This window comes from Flavobacterium sp. (assembly GCF_049590715.1).
GTDB lineage: Bacteria > Bacteroidota > Bacteroidia > Flavobacteriales > Flavobacteriaceae > Flavobacterium.
On the sequence record NZ_JBAWDL010000210.1, the window covers coordinates 1 to 20,016 of the forward strand.

Annotated in this window: 12 protein-coding genes; 7 read left to right on the forward strand and 5 right to left on the reverse strand. The window is 34.1% G+C overall.

What is annotated here, in order from left to right:
- On the forward strand, window positions 1-6,099 hold a 6,099-nt coding region (locus WBQ70_RS09595; RefSeq protein WP_423913400.1), incomplete at its 5' end, for a PKD domain-containing protein.
- An 11-nt stretch (window positions 6,100-6,110) separates the two neighbouring features.
- Window positions 6,111-7,136 carry a PorP/SprF family type IX secretion system membrane protein gene (locus WBQ70_RS09600; protein WP_423913402.1) on the forward strand — a complete coding sequence of 342 codons (1,026 nt, stop codon included), beginning with the start codon at window positions 6,111-6,113 and terminating at the stop codon, window positions 7,134-7,136.
- Window positions 7,137-7,288: 152 nt separating this feature from the next.
- On the opposite strand, the gene xylE is transcribed toward WBQ70_RS09600, so the two are convergent.
- The 4 genes from xylE to WBQ70_RS09620 all read right to left on the reverse strand — a co-directional run bounded on the left by xylE (window position 7,289) and on the right by WBQ70_RS09620 (window position 12,722).
- Entirely contained in the window at window positions 7,289-8,719 is a 1,431-nt protein-coding gene (gene xylE / locus WBQ70_RS09605) for a D-xylose transporter XylE (RefSeq protein WP_423913405.1), read from the reverse strand.
- Between the two features lie 178 nt (window positions 8,720-8,897).
- Entirely contained in the window at window positions 8,898-10,223 is a 1,326-nt protein-coding gene (gene xylA, locus WBQ70_RS09610) for a xylose isomerase (RefSeq protein ID WP_423913408.1), read from the reverse strand.
- A 12-nt stretch (window positions 10,224-10,235) separates the two neighbouring features.
- The gene (locus tag WBQ70_RS09615) at window positions 10,236-11,720 is read right to left on the reverse strand and encodes a xylulokinase (protein ID WP_423913411.1); all 1,485 of its coding nucleotides are present in this window, start codon (window positions 11,718-11,720) and stop codon (window positions 10,236-10,238) included.
- 3 nt (window positions 11,721-11,723) lie between these two features.
- Window positions 11,724-12,722, reverse strand: a complete 999-nt coding sequence (locus tag WBQ70_RS09620) for a GntR family transcriptional regulator (RefSeq protein ID WP_423913413.1) — start codon at window positions 12,720-12,722, stop codon at window positions 11,724-11,726.
- A 471-nt stretch (window positions 12,723-13,193) separates the two neighbouring features.
- Here WBQ70_RS09620 and WBQ70_RS09625 point away from each other — a divergent pair, with 471 nt between their 5' ends.
- Window positions 13,194-13,643 (forward strand): YhcH/YjgK/YiaL family protein, encoded by a 450-nt coding sequence (locus WBQ70_RS09625; RefSeq protein ID WP_423913416.1) that lies wholly within the window; start codon window positions 13,194-13,196, stop codon window positions 13,641-13,643.
- A gap of 112 nt (window positions 13,644-13,755) precedes the next feature.
- Here WBQ70_RS09625 and WBQ70_RS09630 read toward each other — a convergent pair whose 3' ends face one another.
- On the reverse strand, window positions 13,756-14,859 hold the full coding sequence (locus tag WBQ70_RS09630) for a substrate-binding domain-containing protein (RefSeq protein ID WP_423913418.1): 1,104 nt from the start codon (window positions 14,857-14,859) through the stop codon (window positions 13,756-13,758).
- A gap of 149 nt (window positions 14,860-15,008) precedes the next feature.
- Between WBQ70_RS09630 and WBQ70_RS09635 the strand changes: the two genes are divergently transcribed.
- The 4 genes from WBQ70_RS09635 to WBQ70_RS09650 all read left to right on the forward strand — a co-directional run bounded on the left by WBQ70_RS09635 (window position 15,009) and on the right by WBQ70_RS09650 (window position 19,993).
- On the forward strand, window positions 15,009-15,821 hold the full coding sequence (locus WBQ70_RS09635; protein ID WP_423913421.1) for an SDR family oxidoreductase: 813 nt from the start codon (window positions 15,009-15,011) through the stop codon (window positions 15,819-15,821).
- A gap of 15 nt (window positions 15,822-15,836) precedes the next feature.
- Window positions 15,837-16,994 carry a mannonate dehydratase gene (uxuA, locus tag WBQ70_RS09640; protein ID WP_423913423.1) on the forward strand — a complete coding sequence of 386 codons (1,158 nt, stop codon included), beginning with the start codon at window positions 15,837-15,839 and terminating at the stop codon, window positions 16,992-16,994.
- Between the two features lie 70 nt (window positions 16,995-17,064).
- Window positions 17,065-18,483, forward strand: coding sequence for a glucuronate isomerase (uxaC, locus tag WBQ70_RS09645; protein WP_423913426.1), 1,419 nt, complete (start codon window positions 17,065-17,067; stop codon window positions 18,481-18,483).
- Between the two features lie 64 nt (window positions 18,484-18,547).
- Window positions 18,548-19,993, forward strand: coding sequence for an MFS transporter (locus WBQ70_RS09650; protein ID WP_423913429.1), 1,446 nt, complete (start codon window positions 18,548-18,550; stop codon window positions 19,991-19,993).
- The last annotated feature ends 23 nt before the right edge of the window (window positions 19,994-20,016 follow it).

The following is a 20,016-nucleotide window of genomic DNA, read 5'->3' on the forward strand; positions in this document are numbered from 1 at the left end:
TGTACTCCTCCAACCTATACTTGGAGTGTTGCTCATACTCCCGCTTATTGTGGAACAAGTATCGTTTCAATTCCAAGTCAAATAACAAAAGATGCTTCTTTTAATTTTACAGAATCAGGAACTTATAAGGTTACTTTGACAGCAATAAATTCTTGTTCGCCTCCCCAAGTAACTTCGCAAACTATTACTATCACAAAACCACCTACTGTTGCAATGATCCCCATCACTGCTATTTGTCAAACATTACCAACAACTACAATTAGCCCGAGAGCAACTATCACCAATTGTGGAACGCAAACACCACTTACTTACGAATGGAGTTTTCCAGATGGAACACCAGCAACATCAAGTTCAGAAATACCTGGAACAATTAGTTACAGTACTTCGGGAACATTTTCGTATTCCTTGAAAGTGACTAACGAATGTGGCACCACTACACAAAATAGATCTTTTACAATCAATCCATTACCAAAAATAGATGGTGATTTATATTCATGTGTGGGTTTTACATCACAATTAACAAGTTTAGGAACTGCTGCCGCAACTTCACCTTGGGTATCTTCAAATAGTACAGTTGCAAGTGTTAGTTCAACAGGATTAGTAACTGCTCTAACTGCTGGAACATCAAACATTACCTATACTAATGCTAACAATTGCAAAACAACAGTAGCATTCACGGTAAATTCAGCGCCAACCTTTAGTTCTCAACCTATCCCTAGCACTGTTTGCGAAGGTGGAAATCCTACTGTTTTATCTTTCGTGATTAGTGGAGCAACAGGCACACCTACTTATCAATGGTATTCTAATTCAATGAATAACACCACTTCTGGGACAGTCATATCAGGAGCTACTAATGATACTTTTACTCCACCATCAACAAGTATTGGAACATTTTATTATTACTGCATTATCACATTACCAACAGGTGGTTGTACTAATATTAAAACAAATGCTACCAAAGTCGTAATCGAAGCTAATCCAATAATTAGTCTACAACCAACATCTTCTCAAAACCTTTGTATTGGAGTCACTATTCCAACACCTCTATCCATTGGATATTTGAATGGAACAGGAACAGCCTCTTATCAATGGTATTCTAATACGACCAATGCTACTACTGGTGGAACATTAATTACTGGAGCAACAACTGCATCTTACACACCTCCTACTTATACAGCATCTGGTAACTTCTATTACTATGCAACAGTTTCATTAAGCGGAAATGGTTGTTTACCAGCCACTAGTACTGTAGCTGAAATTATTGTTTATCAAGATCCTACTATTAACTCTGAGCCTCTAGATAACCAAACATTGTGTCAAAATGCAATTCCTACTAATTTAGAAGTAATAGCAACAGGAGGCAATGGAGCATTTTCATACCAATGGTACAGTAATGTTACGAATGCGAATACGGGAGGAGCACTGATTTCGGGAGCAACAAATAGTAGCTTTACTCCACCAACCAATGTAGTAAGTACAAAATATTATTATTGTGTTGTAAGTCAAAACGCTACTTTAGGATGCACCGTGACAAGTGCTCCTGCAAAAATTCAGGTTATTACAGCACCAACAATTTCGCAACCTATTTCTAGTATCATTTGCTCTGGAGGAACCCCTAACCCTTTATCAATAACTGTTACAGGTGCAGTAGGAACTCCTCAATTTCAATGGTATTCAAATATAAACAACGATACAACTACTGGAAATCCAATTTCTGGAGCAATAAATTCTAATTTTAGTCCTCCAAATTCGGATATTGGAACTATTTATTATTATTGCATTGTGACTTTACCTTCTGGTGGATGTTCGAGTCTTACCTCAACTACTGCTAACGTTACTATTACACCTGGCGCAACAATTAACGCACAGCCTACAGCTACCCAAAGTCTTTGTATTGGTGCTACAATTCCAAATCCATTAACAATTACGTATTCAGGGGGAACAGGTACACCAACCTATCAATGGTTTTATAATACCACCAACTCAAATACGGGCGGAACAGCTATTACAGGAGGAACTTCTATAAATTACACCCCCACTGTATTTACAGCAACAGGAAGTTATTACTATTATGCCGTTGTTAGTTTGAACGGGAATGGTTGTGGACCAATCACAAGTGATGTAGCTCAAATCATAGTGGTTAATGCCCCAATAGTTACAGCACAACCTTTATCAACACAAACAATTTGTCAGACCGCAACACCAACAGACTTAGCTTTGACTGTCTCTGGTGGCGTTGGCACAACCTATTTCTATCAATGGTATTCAAATACTAATGATAATAATACAACAGGGATAGCTATTCCTGGAGAAATGAATGCTACCTATACCCCATTGACAATGACAGTGGGAACAAAATATTATTATTGTATTATCACACAAAACAATGGATCTGGTTGTAATGTTACAACTGATACAGCAGCAGTTGTTGTAAATTTAGCCCCTACATTCACAACACAACCTACTTCAAGCAACGTTTGTATTGGAGGAACTATCACCCCTTTATCTGTTGAATATTCAAATGGTGTAGGAACACCTAGTTACCAATGGTTCTCTAATTCAGCCAATACTAACTCTGGAGGAACCGCTATCACAGATGCCACAAGCAAGAATTTTAGCCCGTCAAATTCAGTCATTGGAACCACTTATTATTATTGTATAATTACACTTCCTGCAACTGGAGGATGTTCTAGTATTTCATCAAATACGGCTACGATAACCGTTAATCCACTTGCTTCTATAGACTTACAACCATTACCAAACCAAACGTTATGTGTAGGAGCGACAATTTTAACTCCATTAACAGTTACGTATTCAGGTGGAACAGGAACACCAAGTTACCAATGGTATTTAAATACATCAAATACAAATATAGGAGGAGGAGCAATTACTGGTGCAACCTCAATAAACTTTACTCCTACTGTTTTTACATCAACTGGAAATTATTACTATTATGCTATTATAACATTAAATGGTAATGGATGTGGAGCCATTTTATCTGATCCTGCTGAAATTATTGTGGTTAGCGACCCTGTCGTTAGTGTACAACCACTCACAACCCAAATTTTATGTCAAAATGCTTCCCCAGAAAATTTGACCGTAACGGCAACTGGAGGCATTGGAACTTATTTCTATCAATGGTATTCCAATAATTCAAATTCTAATACAGGAGGAACTCTGATTCCAAATGAAACAAATGACACCTACACTCCAAACACAGCTTCTGTTGGAATTATTTACTATTACTGTATGATAACTCAAACAGGGACAGGATGTAATGTCACAAGTGCAGTAGCTGAAGTTATTGTAAAGATCGCTCCAACTATTAGTACACAACCAGCATCTAGTACTATTTGCTTAGGAAAAACACCCACACAACTAAACGTAGCTATTACGAATGCAATTGGAACTCCTCAATACCAGTGGTATTCAAATACGATCAATTCAACAGGAGGAGCTACTCCAATTTCTGGAGAAATAAATGCAACATATAGCCCGCCACATTCCACAACTGGAACTGTGTTTTATTATTGTATAATCACTTTACCAACGGGTGGCTGTTCCACTTTAACTTCCAATATTGCTACGGTCACTATTAACCCAAATCCTGTCATTGCAAATAAAAATATCATTATTTGTAGTGGAAATACTTTCACGATAACACCTGATATTTTGAATGGTGATATTGTGCCAATGGGAACTACTTATACTTGGACCAATCCTACTATCACACCTATAAATTCCGTAACGGGAACCTCAGCACAAGCTATATCTCAAAACGAAATTAGTGAAACACTAATTAATGTAACAACGAGCCCAGCCACTGTATTGTACACTGTTACACCATTGTCTGGAGTTTGCGCAGGGGCTACTTTTACCGTTGAAGTTGTTGTTAACCCTGCTATTTTATCAAATACAACTGCAAAAAACAGTACATGTTTTGGTGCTAATAACGGTGCTATTCAGACCAATATTACCGGAGGAGTTCCTTATAATACTGGTGCGCCCTATCATATTACTTGGACTGGACCTAATGGTTTTACGTCCTCAGCAGCAAATATTTCTAATTTAGCTCCTGGGAATTATAATCTCTCCATTGAAGATTCGAAAGGATGTCCATTTACAAAAACGTATGTTATTACTGAACCTGATGATATTATTATTACAACTGATTTAGAAAAAAACATTACCTGTTATAATGATGCCAATGGTGAGATAAAAATCACAATATCTGGCGGTACATTAGATTATAGCTATACTTGGACTAAAAATGGAACTCCATTTGCAAGCACTCAAAACCTATCTAATTTAAGTCCTGGTATTTATACAGTTGTAGTTTCGGATGTAAATAATTGTGCGCCTAAAACTGCCTCCTATACAATTACAGAGCCTCCTATTTTAACTGTTAGTTTAGCTAGCAAAACCGATATAGTGTGTTTTGGTGATAATACTGGAAATATTACTATTGATGTTGCTGGAGGTACCTCCCCTTATTTTTATGATTGGAAAGGACCTAATGGTTTTACTAGTTCAACTCAAAATATAACAAATATTTATGCCGGAATGTATGATTTAATTGTTACTGATAATTCTGGTTGTACTGAAGCATTAAGAGTTATATTATTGCAACCTACTGAGATCATTATCACTGCAACCACCACACCGATCATTTGCTATGGGGGCAATGATGCCTCTATTAACATTGCTGTTTCTGGAGGTATTACACCCTACACTATAGGATGGAGTAGTTTAGGAGGTGGCGTTTTTCAAGATAATTTATCCGCTGGAGATTACTTAGTTACGATTACTGACGCAAATAATTGTGTGAAATCACTAAGTGTAAATATTCCTGAAGCTCCCATTTTTACTATAAAACCAGTGGTTAAAAATATCACTTGTTTTGGCGATCATGATGGAAGTATTAATCTGAATATTATTGGCGGAATTTCTCCTGTAAAATTGGTTTGGGATGATAGTGCTACAGCAGGAAATGTAAGGAACAATCTAGGACCTGGTTCATACACAGTGACTATAACAGATAGCAAACCCTGTACTATTACCAAAACTTTTATTATTCTAGAACCTCAATTAATGGTGCTTTCTGCAAATTTAACCCATGCGTTTGATTGTAATGATGCCAATAGTGGTGCTATTAATTTATTAGTTTCGGGTGGTTCAGCACCATTTACCTATACTTGGTCAAATGGAGCGACTAGCGAAGATTTAAGTACTATTCCCGCAGGAAATTATCTTGTTACAGTAAAAGATGTGAATGGTTGTACAAAACAAGCACAATATAATATAAACAGACCTCCTCCACTTGTAACTGATGTGGTTACTAAAACAGATTTTAATTGTGAAACGAAGTATGTAAGACAAACTTTTGCTGCTCAAGTTTCTGGAGGAGTACCACCTTATCAATTGACTTGGTCTAGTGGGACGGTAAGTGGTGTAAATAATGAGTTCATGAATACTACTCAAAATGGAACAGTCATTCTTTATGCAACAGATGCGTTAGGATGTTTGTCAAACTATACCTTTACGGTTGCTATTCCATCACTTGGAACACCTTCTTTCAATACAAGTTCCTATGCAAACTTAACGTATGGGATATATTCTATACATGATCCTATTCAGTTTACGAATACCGCCACTGGTGATTATATAAATATCAGATGGGATTTTGGAGACGGCACTTTTTCAACAGAAGGCAATCCGATCCACACATTCATAAATCCAAAAGAATACACTGTAACACAAACAGTCACCTATCCATATGGATGTGTATATGAACAAAAGACAACCTTTCTTGTTGAAAAAGGATATGTATTAGTAGTTCCAAATGCTTTTACGCCAAATAATGATTCATTCAATGATACATTCAGACCTGTGACCAAAGCATTAAAAAAAATTAGGTTAGATATTTATGACACTTGGGGATCCATAATCTATTCAGAAACTGGAGATGACCTACGGGGTTGGGATGGAAAAATAAAAGGTGTAAATGCTGAAAATGGTAATTATTATTGTAAGGTTAGTGGCGAAACTTTTTATAACACCATTATTAATGTTAATCACCCATTTGTATTAATAAAATAAGCACCAACAAAATGAAACTAAAACTTGTTTTATATTTACTATTAACTTTCATTTCTATTGTAGAAATCAAAGCACAAGACCCTATTTTTACACAATACTTCTTAATACCTGAGTCATTAAATCCTGCATTCACAGGTACTTTAGTAACTGGATACACTGGTCTAATTCATCGATCACAGTGGCCAAATGACAATAGAAGAATTGATACCGAATATGCTTTTATTAACACCCCAATGGGTCCTAAAAAAGATATGGGTTTAGGTTTAACAATTACAAACCAACGGGAAGTTTTTACAGAATACAATTACACTCAAATAAACGGAGTTTATTCCTATAATGTAAATATAAACTACGATTGGAGATTGCGTCTAGGTTTAGAGGCTGGTTATGGTCACAAAAATTTTAATTTTAGTAACTTATTATTCGAAGATCAAATCAATCCTAATAATGGTACAATAACTAGCGGAAGTTTGGATCCTAGCGCTATGAACTATAATAATAAAATTAGTTTTCTAGATATTTCTTCTGGCCTATTATTATATAGTGACAAAGCATGGTTTGGAGCTTCTTTAAAACATTTGAACCAACCTAACATTGCATTTACTGAATATTCGAACGTTCCGTTAGAAATGTTTCTTAGTGTCCATACAGGATATTCATTCAGTTTAGATGAATCTCATATGTCATTTTTTCCAAATCAAACAAATCTATTGTTTACTGCCAATTATATTAGACAATCTCAATATAATAGATTAGATATAGGAACTGCTTTAGATTTCAAACCTTTTATTATTGGAGTCCTTGCAGCAACTAATCCACAAGGAAAAAGCAACAATAGCCATCTATTAACATCATTGAATTTTTTCAGTTCTATTCAATTGAACCGTTTTGTATTTGGTTATTCATACGATGCCAATACTTCCAAAATTGGAAATACTCAAGGGGTACATGAACTTTCATTGACATGGCAAATAGGCCGTGAATGTTCAAGTTGTGAGAATTATTTAGTAAAACATCCTTGGGGAAGAAATTATTAGGGATTCAAAAAATAAACCTTCTATAACAAATCATAGAATTATAATGGGTAATTAAAAACCTATACTTGAGTAACAAAACAGTAATTTGTTTTGAATCGAGTATAGGTTTTTAATTATTTTAATATTTGAAAAGTAAATACTTATATTTTTAGTTACTTTATCTCTTTCTCACACCATAAATTATTCATTTCTTCTAAAGTTTTCCCTTTCGTTTCTGGAATGTATTTCCAAACAAAACAAGTAGCTAATACCCCCATTAGTCCATAAATCCAATACGCAAAACCATGGTTGAATTTTTCTAATAAATAACTATTTTTATCCATCATAGGAAACGTCCAAGATACTAAATAATTAGAAATCCATTGTGCTGCAACAGCAACTGCTAATGCTTTTCCTCTAATATCATTTGGAAAAATCTCAGATAATAATACCCAAGCAACAGGTCCCCAACTCATAGCAAATGCCGCTACATAAACCAACATACAAATTAAAGCAAACATTCCTAATGAGCCTGTAAAAAAAGCTGTTCCTAAAGCAAACATCGCCACTGCCATTCCTAATGCTCCAATTATCATCAAAGGTTTTCTACCTACTCTGTCTACGAATTGAATTGCAATGACGGTAAATAACAAGTTTACTCCCCCAACAATGATAGTTTGTAATAAAGCCGTATCCGTTCCTGAACCCATGCTTTTGAAAATTTCAGGAGCATAATACAATACTACATTTATCCCTACAAATTGTTGAAAAACAGAAATTAAAACACCAAATACAATTACAGCAATTCCATACGAAAACAGCTTCCCTGACTTTTGGGTTACTGTATTTTTAATTTCATCTAAAATTTTATGAGCTTCTTCCTTACCATTCACCTTTACTAATACTTCCAATGCTTTTTCTGGCTGAGATTGTAACATCAAAGACCTTGGTGTATCAGGAACAAAAAACAAAAAGAAAAGGAATAATGAAGCAGGTATAATTTCAGAAGCAAACATCCATCTCCAACCAATGGAATCCAACCAAGTGGAATCTCCTTGTTGTGCTATATAGTAATTCACAAAGTAAACTATTAACATACCAAAAATGATTGCAAATTGATTCATTGAAACCAATTTTCCTCTGCTTTTTGCCGGGGCAATTTCGGCGATGTACAAAGGAGATAACATCGATGCTAATCCCACTCCTATTCCTCCAATAATGCGATATACAACAAAAATATAAATAAAAGTATGATCTCCTTCCCCAATTGGTTTCAATAGCATTTCGGGCATAGCAGAACCAAAGGCTGATATTAAAAACAATACAGCTGCTAAAATAAGTCCGTTTTTACGACCAAATTTTTTACTTATTAAACCTCCAAAAACACCTCCAATAATACAACCTATCAAGGCACTAGAAACTAAAAAACCTAATCGAGCATTAGCAGCCATTTGGTCTAATCCAAAAGGAAGTACAAAAAATTTATCTAAGGAACTTACTGTTCCTGAGATTACTGCAGTATCATAACCAAACAAAAGTCCACCAAGAGTAGCGACTAATGTTAATTTCCATAAATAGCTGGAATTTGCTGTTGTTGTATTCATAATTTTAGATTAATTGGTTGGTTAATATTTCTAATTTAAATATGATTTCCTAGTTTTCATAATTACAGAGTTGGTTCAGGTTCTGTATAAAAAAGTACCGAGTTGTCATTTCACCATAAAACAAAACATACTCGATACTTTTAAGTAAACAACTAAAACAATCTTTTATCAACAAATACTAGATGTATTGATTGATGATATTTTCGAACAATTCTTGTTTACCACTTTTTAATTCCAATTCGCCATTTTCTTGTGCGATTTTGTATAAATCCTGTAAACCTAATTTTCCGTTTTCAAAGTCTTTTCCTTTTCCTGAATCGAAAGAAGCATAACGCTCCGTACGTAATTTATCGTAAGCTGATGAAGTGATGATTTTATCCGCAGTCAATAAAGCTCTAGCAAAAGTATCAGCACCACCAATGTGCGCTAAGAAAACATCTTCCATATCAGTTGAATTTCTTCTGATTTTAGCATCAAAATTAACTCCACCACCTTGTAACCCTCCTGCTTTTAAGAAAACCAACATCGCTTCGGTAGTTTCTTGAATGTTATTTGGAAATTGATCTGTATCCCAACCGTTTTGGTAATCACCTCGGTTCGCATCAATACTTCCTAGCATCCCTGCATGGGCAGCCACTTCAATTTCGTGTTGAAAAGTATGTTGTGCCAAAGTAGCATGATTAACTTCTATATTGATTTTAAAATCTTTATCTAAACCATGTTGACGTAAGAAACCGATAGCGGTAGCCGAATCAAAATCGTATTGGTGTTTCATTGGCTCCATTGGTTTTGGTTCAATAAAAAATGTTCCTTTAAATCCTTGTCCTCTAGCATAATCTCTAGCTTGCGTAAGAAATTGTGCCATATGGTCTAATTCACGTCCCATATCCGTATTCAACAAAGACATATACCCTTCACGTCCTCCCCAAAATACGTAGTTCTCCCCACCTAAAGCAATAGTAGCATCCAATGCTACTTTTATTTGTCCACCGGCTCTGGCCAATACATTGAAGTCTGGATTAGTTGAAGCACCGTTCATATAGCGTGGATTCGAAAAACAGTTTGAAGTCCCCCAAAGTAATTTGACTCCTGAAGCCGCTTGTTTTTCTTTCAGATATTCTGTGATAGTAACAATTCTTTTTTCTGATTCTGTAAATGTTGCTCCTTCAGCAACCAAGTCAAAATCATGGAAACAGTAGTAATCAAAACCCATTTTAGTAATGAATTCAAATGCAGCATCTGCTTTTTCTTTAGCTGCCGAAATAGCATCTGAAGATTGATCCCAAGGGAAATTTTGTGTTCCAGGTCCAAAAGGATCAGAACCTTGACCACAGAACGTATGCCAATATGCAATTGCAAATTTAAAGTGCTCACGCATCGTTTTTCCAGCTACTACTTGCTCTGGGTTGTAATATTTGAATGCTAACGGATTGTCAGACTCTTTTCCTTCAAATTTAATATCTCCAATGCCTTTGAAGTATTCTTTATTACCTATAACTGCCATTTTTATCTAATTTTATTTGTTGATTATTAATTCTAATTCTTTTTTCCAATTTTGATATGCTACAATGTAATCTGATTTATTTTCGAAAGGCTGATAACTCATCACATAATCATTATCATTTATGTTTTTTCCAAATTTTCCAAAATCTCCTTCATGTAATCCAGCAGCACGGGCTGCACCAATTGCACCAGTAGTATTGTAGATTTGGATTTCACATCCTATAAGCGTAGCGATGGTTGTAGAGAAAATTTCAGAGCGAAATAAATTATCGTTTCCAGCACGCATGACGTCAATGGTAATTCCATCTGATTGCATAATTTCCATTCCGTAAACAAATGAAAAAGCAATTCCTTCTAAAGCTGCTCTACACAAATGTGCTTTATTGTGATTGTTTAAGTTTAGATTCACTAAACGAGTTCCTAATTCTTGATTATTCAGCATCCGCTCTGCTCCATTTCCAAACGGAATAAGCACAACACCATCGGAACCTACATCGATTCTCTGAGCCAACCTATTCATTTCTTCGTAAGAAACTACAGAAAGATTATTCAGTAACCAACGGTATTGAATTCCAGCACCATTGATACACAATAGTTTTCCTATCCTTGGTGCAACTCCTTTAGTATAATTAACATGTGCAAAATTATTCACTCGTGCACTTTCTTTAACAGATAAACTATCTGTTACAGCATAAACTACTCCTGATGTACCACCTGTAGCAGCCACTTCACCGGGATTAAAAACATTCAGCGAAAGTGCATTATTAGGTTGGTCACCTGCTCTATAAAAAATAGGAGTTCCTACCGCCAAACCACTTTCTTGAGCTCCTTTTTCATCTACTATTGATTGTAAACCAAAAGTGGGAACAATATCTGGAATTAAATATGAGTCGATTCCATAATGCTCTAAAAGCACATCAGCGACAGTATCTTTTTTGAAATCCCAAAAAATTCCTTCTGATAATCCTGAGATAGTAGTATTCATTACATTCGAAAAACGATAAGCCAAATAATCCCCTGGCAACATAAACTTATAGACTTTATTATAAATTTCAGGCTCGTTTTCTTTAACCCATTTAAGTTTTGAAGCAGTGAAATTACTTGGAGAATTGAGTAAATGCTCCTTGCACTTTTCTTCTCCAATCTTCTCAAAAGCCTCGTTACCGATAGCCACTGCACGACTATCACACCAAATAATAGACTGGCGAAGTGTATTTCCTTCTTTATCTACTAAAACCAAACCGTGCATTTGATACGAAATACCAATTCCTTTGATTTGGTTAGCAGTAATATGATGTTTTTCTTTTAATTTTTTAATAGCATTACAGCTATGTTGCCACCAATCTTCTGGTTTTTGTTCTGCCCATCCGTTTTTGACAGCCAGCATACTCATTTCGTTTTCAGGTTCTTGAGCTACATCAATACTTTTACCCGTTGCCATATCGACAAGTGCAACTTTTATTGACGAACTCCCTAGATCAAATCCTATGTAATACATACTTTATAATGATTCTCTTATGGTTAATTTTGTTGGAATATACATCTGCATCCCTTCATTTGAAGTAACAAATTCGGCTCCTTTAGTCCCTAATTCTTTAAAATCAGTAGAGACTACTGAAATTCCTTTGTATATAAACTTTTTCATTGGTGTTTCGTTATACGATAAAATACCAACATCCGTTCCTGGCTCATACTTCATTTCTTGACATTGTTCTAAAAACTGCCCCAAAACCCGATCACTAACACTAATGTAAGCGATGTTTTTTTCGATTTTCCAATTTTTAGAATCTGTAATAATTTGGTATTCAAAATTAAAATCATTACAATATTTTTTAAAAAATCGAATTGTTTCAAAAGGGTGATGTGTATAATTGGGATATATAAAATGGACAGCTTTGTATTTTTTAAACAAATCCTTCGCCTCAATTAATGAATCGTAAAATGATTGACCAAAATCTTGAAAGATATAATTATTGTGCACCTGAAAATGAATATTCCAATCGATCAATACTAATTTATCCATAGGAAGGGTTGCTAAAACTTCTGGTACTTCTTTATCATCAAACGGCATAACGACATATTTATAATACTTGCCAAGACTATTGTTAATTATTGTTTTGAAATTATCTGTACTATAATGATGAAACTGCACATCAGTAATAAAATTGTCAGGTAAATTATTGATAAAGGAATGATACAAAACTTCTTTATAGGCTTTAAAAGTATCTAGTACAAGTAGTACTTTACGAGTTTCTCCTGCCACATAATATCCTTTGCCTGGAACTGAATCAATAATACCTTGTTCTTTCAGAATCAAATAGGCTTTAAAGACCGTGTCTCTTGACAGTTTACTAGATTTACTCACACTATTAACGGATGGCAATGTTACTCCTACAATTAATTCTTTTTTAGCAATAGCATTTTTTATAGCATCTACTAACTGTTGGTATTTTGGAATATCTCCTTCTTTTACTAATTCAAAAACGCTAGTATTTTTCATAATTATTTTTACAATATGAATACATTCATCACCCTCAAAGCCAACTTAAACTCTTTATTATGTTATCATAATCCAACATGAAAATCATACTGTGCTGTGCTGTGCTGAATACAAATATAACAAAAAAATAATAGCTGATACACTATTTTATTTCGAAGATTTATTAGATAACCATAAATGCTGTGTTTACAGTTTATTCTTCTTTTTAAAAAACTTTTAACATCATATATCAAAAAAAACATAATCGTCTATTTCTATAGCAGTATCAGTAACGAAATATTAAAATTTACACACAAAAATCCGTTGCTAACGATAGGTACACCATGAAACAAAAATGAGTAGAAGTTAAATTATTTTTATAATTAAAAAATCATCGCATAAAATTGCATTTATATTTTTTAAATTAGAATCTCAAGACTATATTAGCTGTTGAATTAATTACATCACACAATAACATAAATACCGAACCCCATGATAATTGACACTTTAAATAATGCCGCTAGATATTACGATTTAAACCCAAATTTCAAAAAAGCATTTGATTTTATTACACAAAATAATATTGCCTTACTTCCAGATGGAATGACGATTTTATCAGAAAGTTTGCGTGTAATTGTTAATACTGGAGAAGGAAACAAAAAAGAGGAAGCACTTCATTTTTTTGAATGCCATGATGAGCATATAGATATTCAATTTTGTGTTAAAGGATTAGAAACTTTCGCATGGAAAACCAGAGAAAAATGCAACCAACCAAACGGGGATTATAACACTGAAAAAGACGTACGTTTTTGGTTAGACACACCAGATACTTTTTTTCAATTAACAAATAATCAATTTGCTATTCTATACCCTGAAGATTGTCATGCATCCATGATGGGAGAAGGGGAAATCAAAAAATTAATTTTTAAAGTAAAAATCTAAAATAAATCAAACCTTTTGATCTAAAAAATTAATAGCCCTTACATCATTTAGTCATAAGAAGTGCTATGGTACTAACTTAATTTTAAAAAGAGGCTTTGTAAATTTAAAAAAATTAGTCATAATTTTCTTTAACTATAATTTCGAGTGGCATATAATAAGTTTCCTCTACAGCCTCTTTTAAAACTATCTTTCTATACAAATGCTGAATTCCCATGTATCCTTGTTGTTCTGGTTTTTGATTAATCAAAAAATCAATCCACCCTTTCTTTAAGTAGGCTACATTTTGATTTAGTAAATCATAACCTACAATTCGGATATCCTTAATGTTGTTTGTTTCTAAAAATTGAGCAACAATATAGGCACGAGAATTAGGCACAAAAACACTATCTATTCCTTCAAACATAGTGTAATTTAACTGATCTAGACAGGAATCTTGAATGGTTATTTCAGAGAAAAGAAAATTAGTCAGGGCTTCATTTTCCTTAAAAAAAGAATAAAATCCATCAATTCGTTGCAAATACACAGAAGTAGCTTCAATTACCCTTGCGATTTTGACAATCAGTACTCGACTTTCTTTCTTTACAGCATAACTAATTAGTTTCCCTGCTAAATAGCCACTCTTAAACGCATCTTGTCCCACATAGGCATGAGCTAAACTCTCTTTAAAGTTAGAATCAATCATCACTAATGGTGCATTATTATTTTGAAATTTATTCAAAAACAGAAGTGTTTCATCATAAAAAATGGGAGCGTACAACAACCCGTCAAAATCTGATTGCAATACTTTTTGAGCCATTTTATGAAACGAAGCCGAATCAAATTCGTAGAAAAAATAAACCAAGCTAACTCCATATTGATGAAATTCCTTTTCAGCCCTCTCAATACCTTTCATTTGAATTTTCCAATATTCTAAATCTTCAAATTGAGGTAACAGAACAGCAAACTTAAATTTTTTATTAAAAGCTAGATTACTAGCAAAAATATTAGGTTTGTAACCATACTTTTTAATAATAGCATTTACTTTATCAATGTTTTCTTGCGCAACTTGTCCCCTATTATGGATAATACGATCCACTGTTCCTGTCGAAACGTTGGCTAAACGAGCTATTTCTTTGATTGTTATGATGCTATGTTTTTTAAAATGAGTACTGTTTTGAAAAAGTAAAATTAATTTTTTTTTCCAAAAAAATTGCTCAAGTATAAATTTTATATACATTTGTGTTATTCCGTGTGCGAACACGAAAAAATAAAATGGTTTTACTACTAGACAATAGCTAGTAAAATACCGATTCGCTTTACTTTTTCAATAAAAGATAAGTAGTGAATAAATCATCATTCAACATAAATAACTAAAGATTATAATCCATGGATTTTATTTTTGATTTAAAAGGTAAAGTTGCCCTTATTACAGGAGGCGCAGGTGTATTAGGCAGTAATATGGCAGCAACATTAGCTCAAAATGGTGTCATTGTAGGATTACTTGGTAGGTCACTTGACAAATTAAATGCGGCTGTTATAAAAATACAAAATCAAGGAGGACAGGCTTTTGCAGTACAAGCGGATGTTTTAAATCCAGAGGATTTAGAAAAAGTCAAACAATTCATACTCAAAGAATACCATCAATTAGATATTTTGATTAATGCTGCAGGTGGAAATAGACCAGGAGCAACGATTACTCCTGATCAAGATTTCTTTAATACAAATCCTGATGATTTACAAAAAGTGATGGATTTGAATATTATGGGGACATTATTGCCTTCAAAAGTTTTTTCAGAATTATTTGCTAAACAAAAAAGTGGGGTAATCATTAATATTTCTTCTGCATCTGCCCAACGTCCATTAACAAGAGTAGTAGGTTATTCCGCTTCGAAGGCAGCTATCGATAATTTTACTCGTTGGATGGCGGTTGAAATGGCTACTAAATATGGTGAAGGAATCCGTGTAAATGCTATTGCTCCTGGTTTTTTTATTGGAGAACAAAACCGAGCCTTACTGCTAACACCCGAAGGCAATTTAACGAATAGAGGAGAATCTATCATAGCACATACTCCTATGGCACGTTTTGGAAACCCTGATGATATTGATGGAACTTTAGTGTGGCTATGCAGTAATGCATCAAAATTTGTAACGGGAATTGTTGTTCATGTGGATGGAGGATTTGGCGCAAAAAGTATCTAAAAAAAATATCTAAAAATGGAACAAACTTGGAGATGGTACGGACCTAACGACCCAGTAAAATTATCAGATGCTAAACAAGCAGGAGCAACTGGAATTGTTACCGCCTTACATCATATAAAAAACGGACAGGTGTGGGAAATAGACGAAATTATGAAACGAAAAAAAGAAATAGAAGCTGTTGGATTGACTTTGTCAGTAGTTGAAAGTATTCCCGTTCATGAAGACATCAAAAAACAATCAGGTGATTATTTGAAATACATTGAAAACTACAAGCAAAGTATCAAAAACTTAGCAGCTTGCGGTATTGATATTGTATGTTATAATTTTATGCCAGTTTTAGATTGGTCAAGAACCGACCTTACTTATGAGATGCCCGATGGTTCTAAAGCCTTGCGTTTTGACATTAATGAATTTGCCGCTTTTGAATTATTTATTCTAAAAAGACCTGGTGCAGAAAATACTTATTCTGAAACACAAAAAAGCAAAGCTAAAGTTACTTTTGAAAAATTGAGCGATGCCGAAAAAATCAAATTGCAACAAAATATTATTGCTGGTTTACCAGGTGCTGAAGAATCCTATACCGTAAAAGATTTCTTGAAAGTATTAAAAGGATATGATGGTATTGATGCTGCTAAATTAAAAGAAAACTTATATTATTTTCTACGTGAAATCATACCTATAGCGGAAAGCGCAGGTGTAAAAATGGCAATCCATCCAGACGATCCTCCTTACCCTATCTTAGGTCTACCAAGAGTTGTAAGTACAGAAGCTGATTTAAAACAATTGCTAGAAGCTGTTGATTCTCCTTCAAACGGATTTTGTATGTGTACTGGTTCCTATGGTGTTATTGCTGAAAATGATTTATCAGGAATTGTAGATCGCCATGGAGACAAAATGAATTTTATTCATTTGAGAAGCACACAAAGAGATGCCGAAGGAAATTTCTATGAAGCCAATCACTTAGAAGGCGATGTTGATATGTACGAAGTAGTCAAATCAATAGTTAAAAAAGAGAAAGAAACTGGCAGAATTATTCCGATGCGTCCTGACCATGGACATCAAATGTTAGATGATTTGAACAAAAAGACCAATCCAGGATACTCAGGAATAGGTCGATTGAGAGGGCTGGCTGAATTAAGAGGACTCGAATTAGGAATTAAAAGAAGTTTTTAATTAGTATTTTCTTCTCTGAACACTATTATTTTTCTAAAATATTTTTAAATCTATTGCTACTCAAAAAAACATGACCAAAACAACCTTTATAACTCATGATTTCATGCTACACAATGAGGTAGCGCGTACTCTTTATCATGAGTATGCTAAATCACAACCTATATTTGACTTCCACAATCATTTATCTCCAAAAGACATCGCTGAAGACCGTCAATTTGAAAATATTACACAATTGTGGATTGAAGGTGATCACTACAAATGGCGTGCGATGCGAGCCAATGGAATTGATGAAAAATATATTAGTGGTGACGCATCTGATTATGAGAAATTCCTAAAATGGGCGACTACTATTCCTTATACTTTACGTAACCCTTTGTACCATTGGACACACTTGGAATTAAAAAATTATTTTGGAGTAGAAGAATTACTGAATGAAGAAACAGCAGATGGTATTTATCATCATTGCAATGCTTTATTAAAAAAACCTGAATTCAGTGTGCGTAATTTACTTTACAAAATGAATGTGAAAATGGTAGGAACTACGGATGATCCAACAGATGATTTGTATTACCATAAACAACTTCAAGAGGAAAATTTTGATATTGCAGTATTGCCGTCTTTCCGCCCAGATAAAGTGACAGAAATTGAAAAAGGGTCTCTTTTTGTCCAATGGGTTCAAAAACTGGAAAAAATAGTTAATTTCGAAATCAAATCTTTTGAAAATTTGATTCAAGCGCTACAATTGCGTCATGATTATTTTCATGAAAATGGTTGTCGAATTTCCGATCACGGACACAATAACTTCTATGCAGAAATTTATACTGAAACTGAAATTAATGCTATTTTACAAAAAGGGCTAAACACCGAAGATCTAACGGTTTTAGAAATTAACAAATATAAATCAGCAGTATTATTTGAACTTTCGGTAATGAACCACAAACGTTCTTGGACACAGCAATTTCACGTGGGAGCCATTCGAAATAACAATAGTAAAATGATGCAACTTCATGGCTCTGATCAAGGATTTGATTCATTAGGAGACTTGAATATGGCCAATGCTATGAGTACTTTTTTTGATAAATTAAACTTAAACAACACACTTACCAAAACTATTGTTTATAACCTCAACCCTAAAGACAGTGAAATGTTTGCTTCAATGGTGGCAAACTTTAATGATGGTTCCATAGCTGGAAAAATGCAGTACGGTGCAGCGTGGTGGTTTTTAGACCAAAAAGACGGTATCGAAAATCAATTGAATGTGTTGTCAAATTTTGGATTACTTTCTCGTTTTGTGGGAATGTTAACAGATTCCAGAAGCTTCTTATCTTTTTCTCGTCATGAATATTTCCGTCGTATTTTATGCAATACGCTAGGAGACGAAGTTGAAAAAGGAGAACTTCCTAATGACATGAAACTAATTGGGAATCTTGTAAAAGCTATTTGTTTTGAAAATGCAAAGGGTTATTTTAATATTTCTGTAAAAGAATAATACCAATTTACATTGGGGTAAACCACCATCACCCTATTTTATAAACAAAAACTATTGACTAAATATGAATAACAAAAAAGAAAACATTGGAAACTACAGATGGACTGTTTGCGGATTACTATTTTTTGCAACTACGATAAACTATCTTGATAGACAAGTGTTATCCTTAACCTGGAGCGATTTTATTGCTCCAGAGTTTCACTGGACTAATAATGATTACGGAAATATAACAGCCTTGTTTTCTATATTTTATGCAGTATCCTTATTATTTGCAGGAAGATTTGTCGACTGGTTAGATACTAAAAAAGGCTTTCTATGGGCTATTGGTATTTGGTCTATAGGGGCTTGTTTACATGCTTTTTGCGGCATTGCTACTTCTGGAATTATTACTGGTAATTGGTTTGTGGGCTTTGACGGAGCAAAAAAAATTATTGCCAGTATCAATGATACTGGAATGGTAATTAACGTAAGTGTTACCTTGTTTATCTTTGCTCGTTTTGTATTAGCATTAGGAGAAGCGGGAAATTTCCCCGCAGCTATTAAAACAACCGCTGAGTATTTTCCTAAAAAAGACAGAGCCTTCTCTACTAGTATTTTTAATGCTGGAGCCACCGTAGGAGCATTAGCAGCACCAATTACAATTCCATTTATTGCGAAAGCGTTTGGTTGGGAAATGGCTTTTATTATTATTGGTGCCTTAGGTTTTGTTTGGATGGGATTTTGGGTTTTTATGTATGATAAACCTGAAAAACATCCAAAAGTGAGCTCTGCTGAATTGACCTACATTCAACAAGACGATATTGCCGATAGTCAATTGGTAGGCTATATCCCTGAAACATCGACCAAAGTATCATTGAAACAATGTCTAAAATACAGACAAACTTGGGCTTTCATTTTTGGTAAGTTTATGACTGATGGCGTATGGTGGTTTTTTCTTTTCTGGACACCAGCCTATTTAAGTTCTGTTTATGGAATGAATGCTACTCAGGCTGCTTTTCCTTTATTTGTTTTGTATATGATTACATTACTTTCTATTATTGGAGGATGGTTACCCACCTATTTTGTTGAAAAGAAAGAAATGGATCCCTATGCTGGTAGAATGAGATCCATGTTGATTTTTGCTTTTTTTCCACTATTAACTTTAGTAGCACAACCATTAGGACATATTACTTATTGGTTGCCTGTCATCATCATTGGAATTGCAGGAGCAGCACATCAAGCTTGGTCTGCCAATATATTTACTACTGTAGGAGATATGTTTCCTAAAAAAGCCATTGCAACCATTACCGGTATCGGCGGATTAGCAGGAGGCATTGGTTCAACAGTAATCAATAAAAGTTCAGGACTATTATTTGATTTTAGCGAAAAAACTAATATGGATTTTATGGGTTTTCACGGGATTGAAGCAGGTTATTTTATCATTTTTTCTATTTGTGCCGTTTGTTATTTAATAGGATGGTCTATAATGAAAATTTTAGTTCCAAAATACAGTCCTATTACCGATTTGTAAAAAAAATAAAATAATACTTATTT

What these genes read in the sequence shown, in the direction of transcription:
- WBQ70_RS09625 (WP_423913416.1), top strand. Translation starts at nt 13,194, where the DNA reads ATGATAATTGACACTTTAAATAATGCCGCTAGATATTACGATTTAAAC.
- uxuA (WP_423913423.1), top strand. Translation starts at nt 15,837, where the DNA reads ATGGAACAAACTTGGAGATGGTACGGACCTAACGACCCAGTAAAATTA.
- WBQ70_RS09650 (WP_423913429.1), top strand. Translation starts at nt 18,548, where the DNA reads ATGAATAACAAAAAAGAAAACATTGGAAACTACAGATGGACTGTTTGC.
- WBQ70_RS09600 (WP_423913402.1), top strand. Translation starts at nt 6,111, where the DNA reads ATGAAACTAAAACTTGTTTTATATTTACTATTAACTTTCATTTCTATT.
- WBQ70_RS09635 (WP_423913421.1), top strand. Translation starts at nt 15,009, where the DNA reads ATGGATTTTATTTTTGATTTAAAAGGTAAAGTTGCCCTTATTACAGGA.
- WBQ70_RS09615 (WP_423913411.1), bottom strand. Translation starts at nt 11,720, where the DNA reads ATGTATTACATAGGATTTGATCTAGGGAGTTCGTCAATAAAAGTTGCA.
- WBQ70_RS09620 (WP_423913413.1), bottom strand. Translation starts at nt 12,722, where the DNA reads ATGAAAAATACTAGCGTTTTTGAATTAGTAAAAGAAGGAGATATTCCA.
- xylE (WP_423913405.1), bottom strand. Translation starts at nt 8,719, where the DNA reads ATGAATACAACAACAGCAAATTCCAGCTATTTATGGAAATTAACATTA.
- xylA (WP_423913408.1), bottom strand. Translation starts at nt 10,223, where the DNA reads ATGGCAGTTATAGGTAATAAAGAATACTTCAAAGGCATTGGAGATATT.
- uxaC (WP_423913426.1), top strand. Translation starts at nt 17,065, where the DNA reads ATGACCAAAACAACCTTTATAACTCATGATTTCATGCTACACAATGAG.
- WBQ70_RS09630 (WP_423913418.1), bottom strand. Translation starts at nt 14,859, where the DNA reads ATGTATATAAAATTTATACTTGAGCAATTTTTTTGGAAAAAAAAATTA.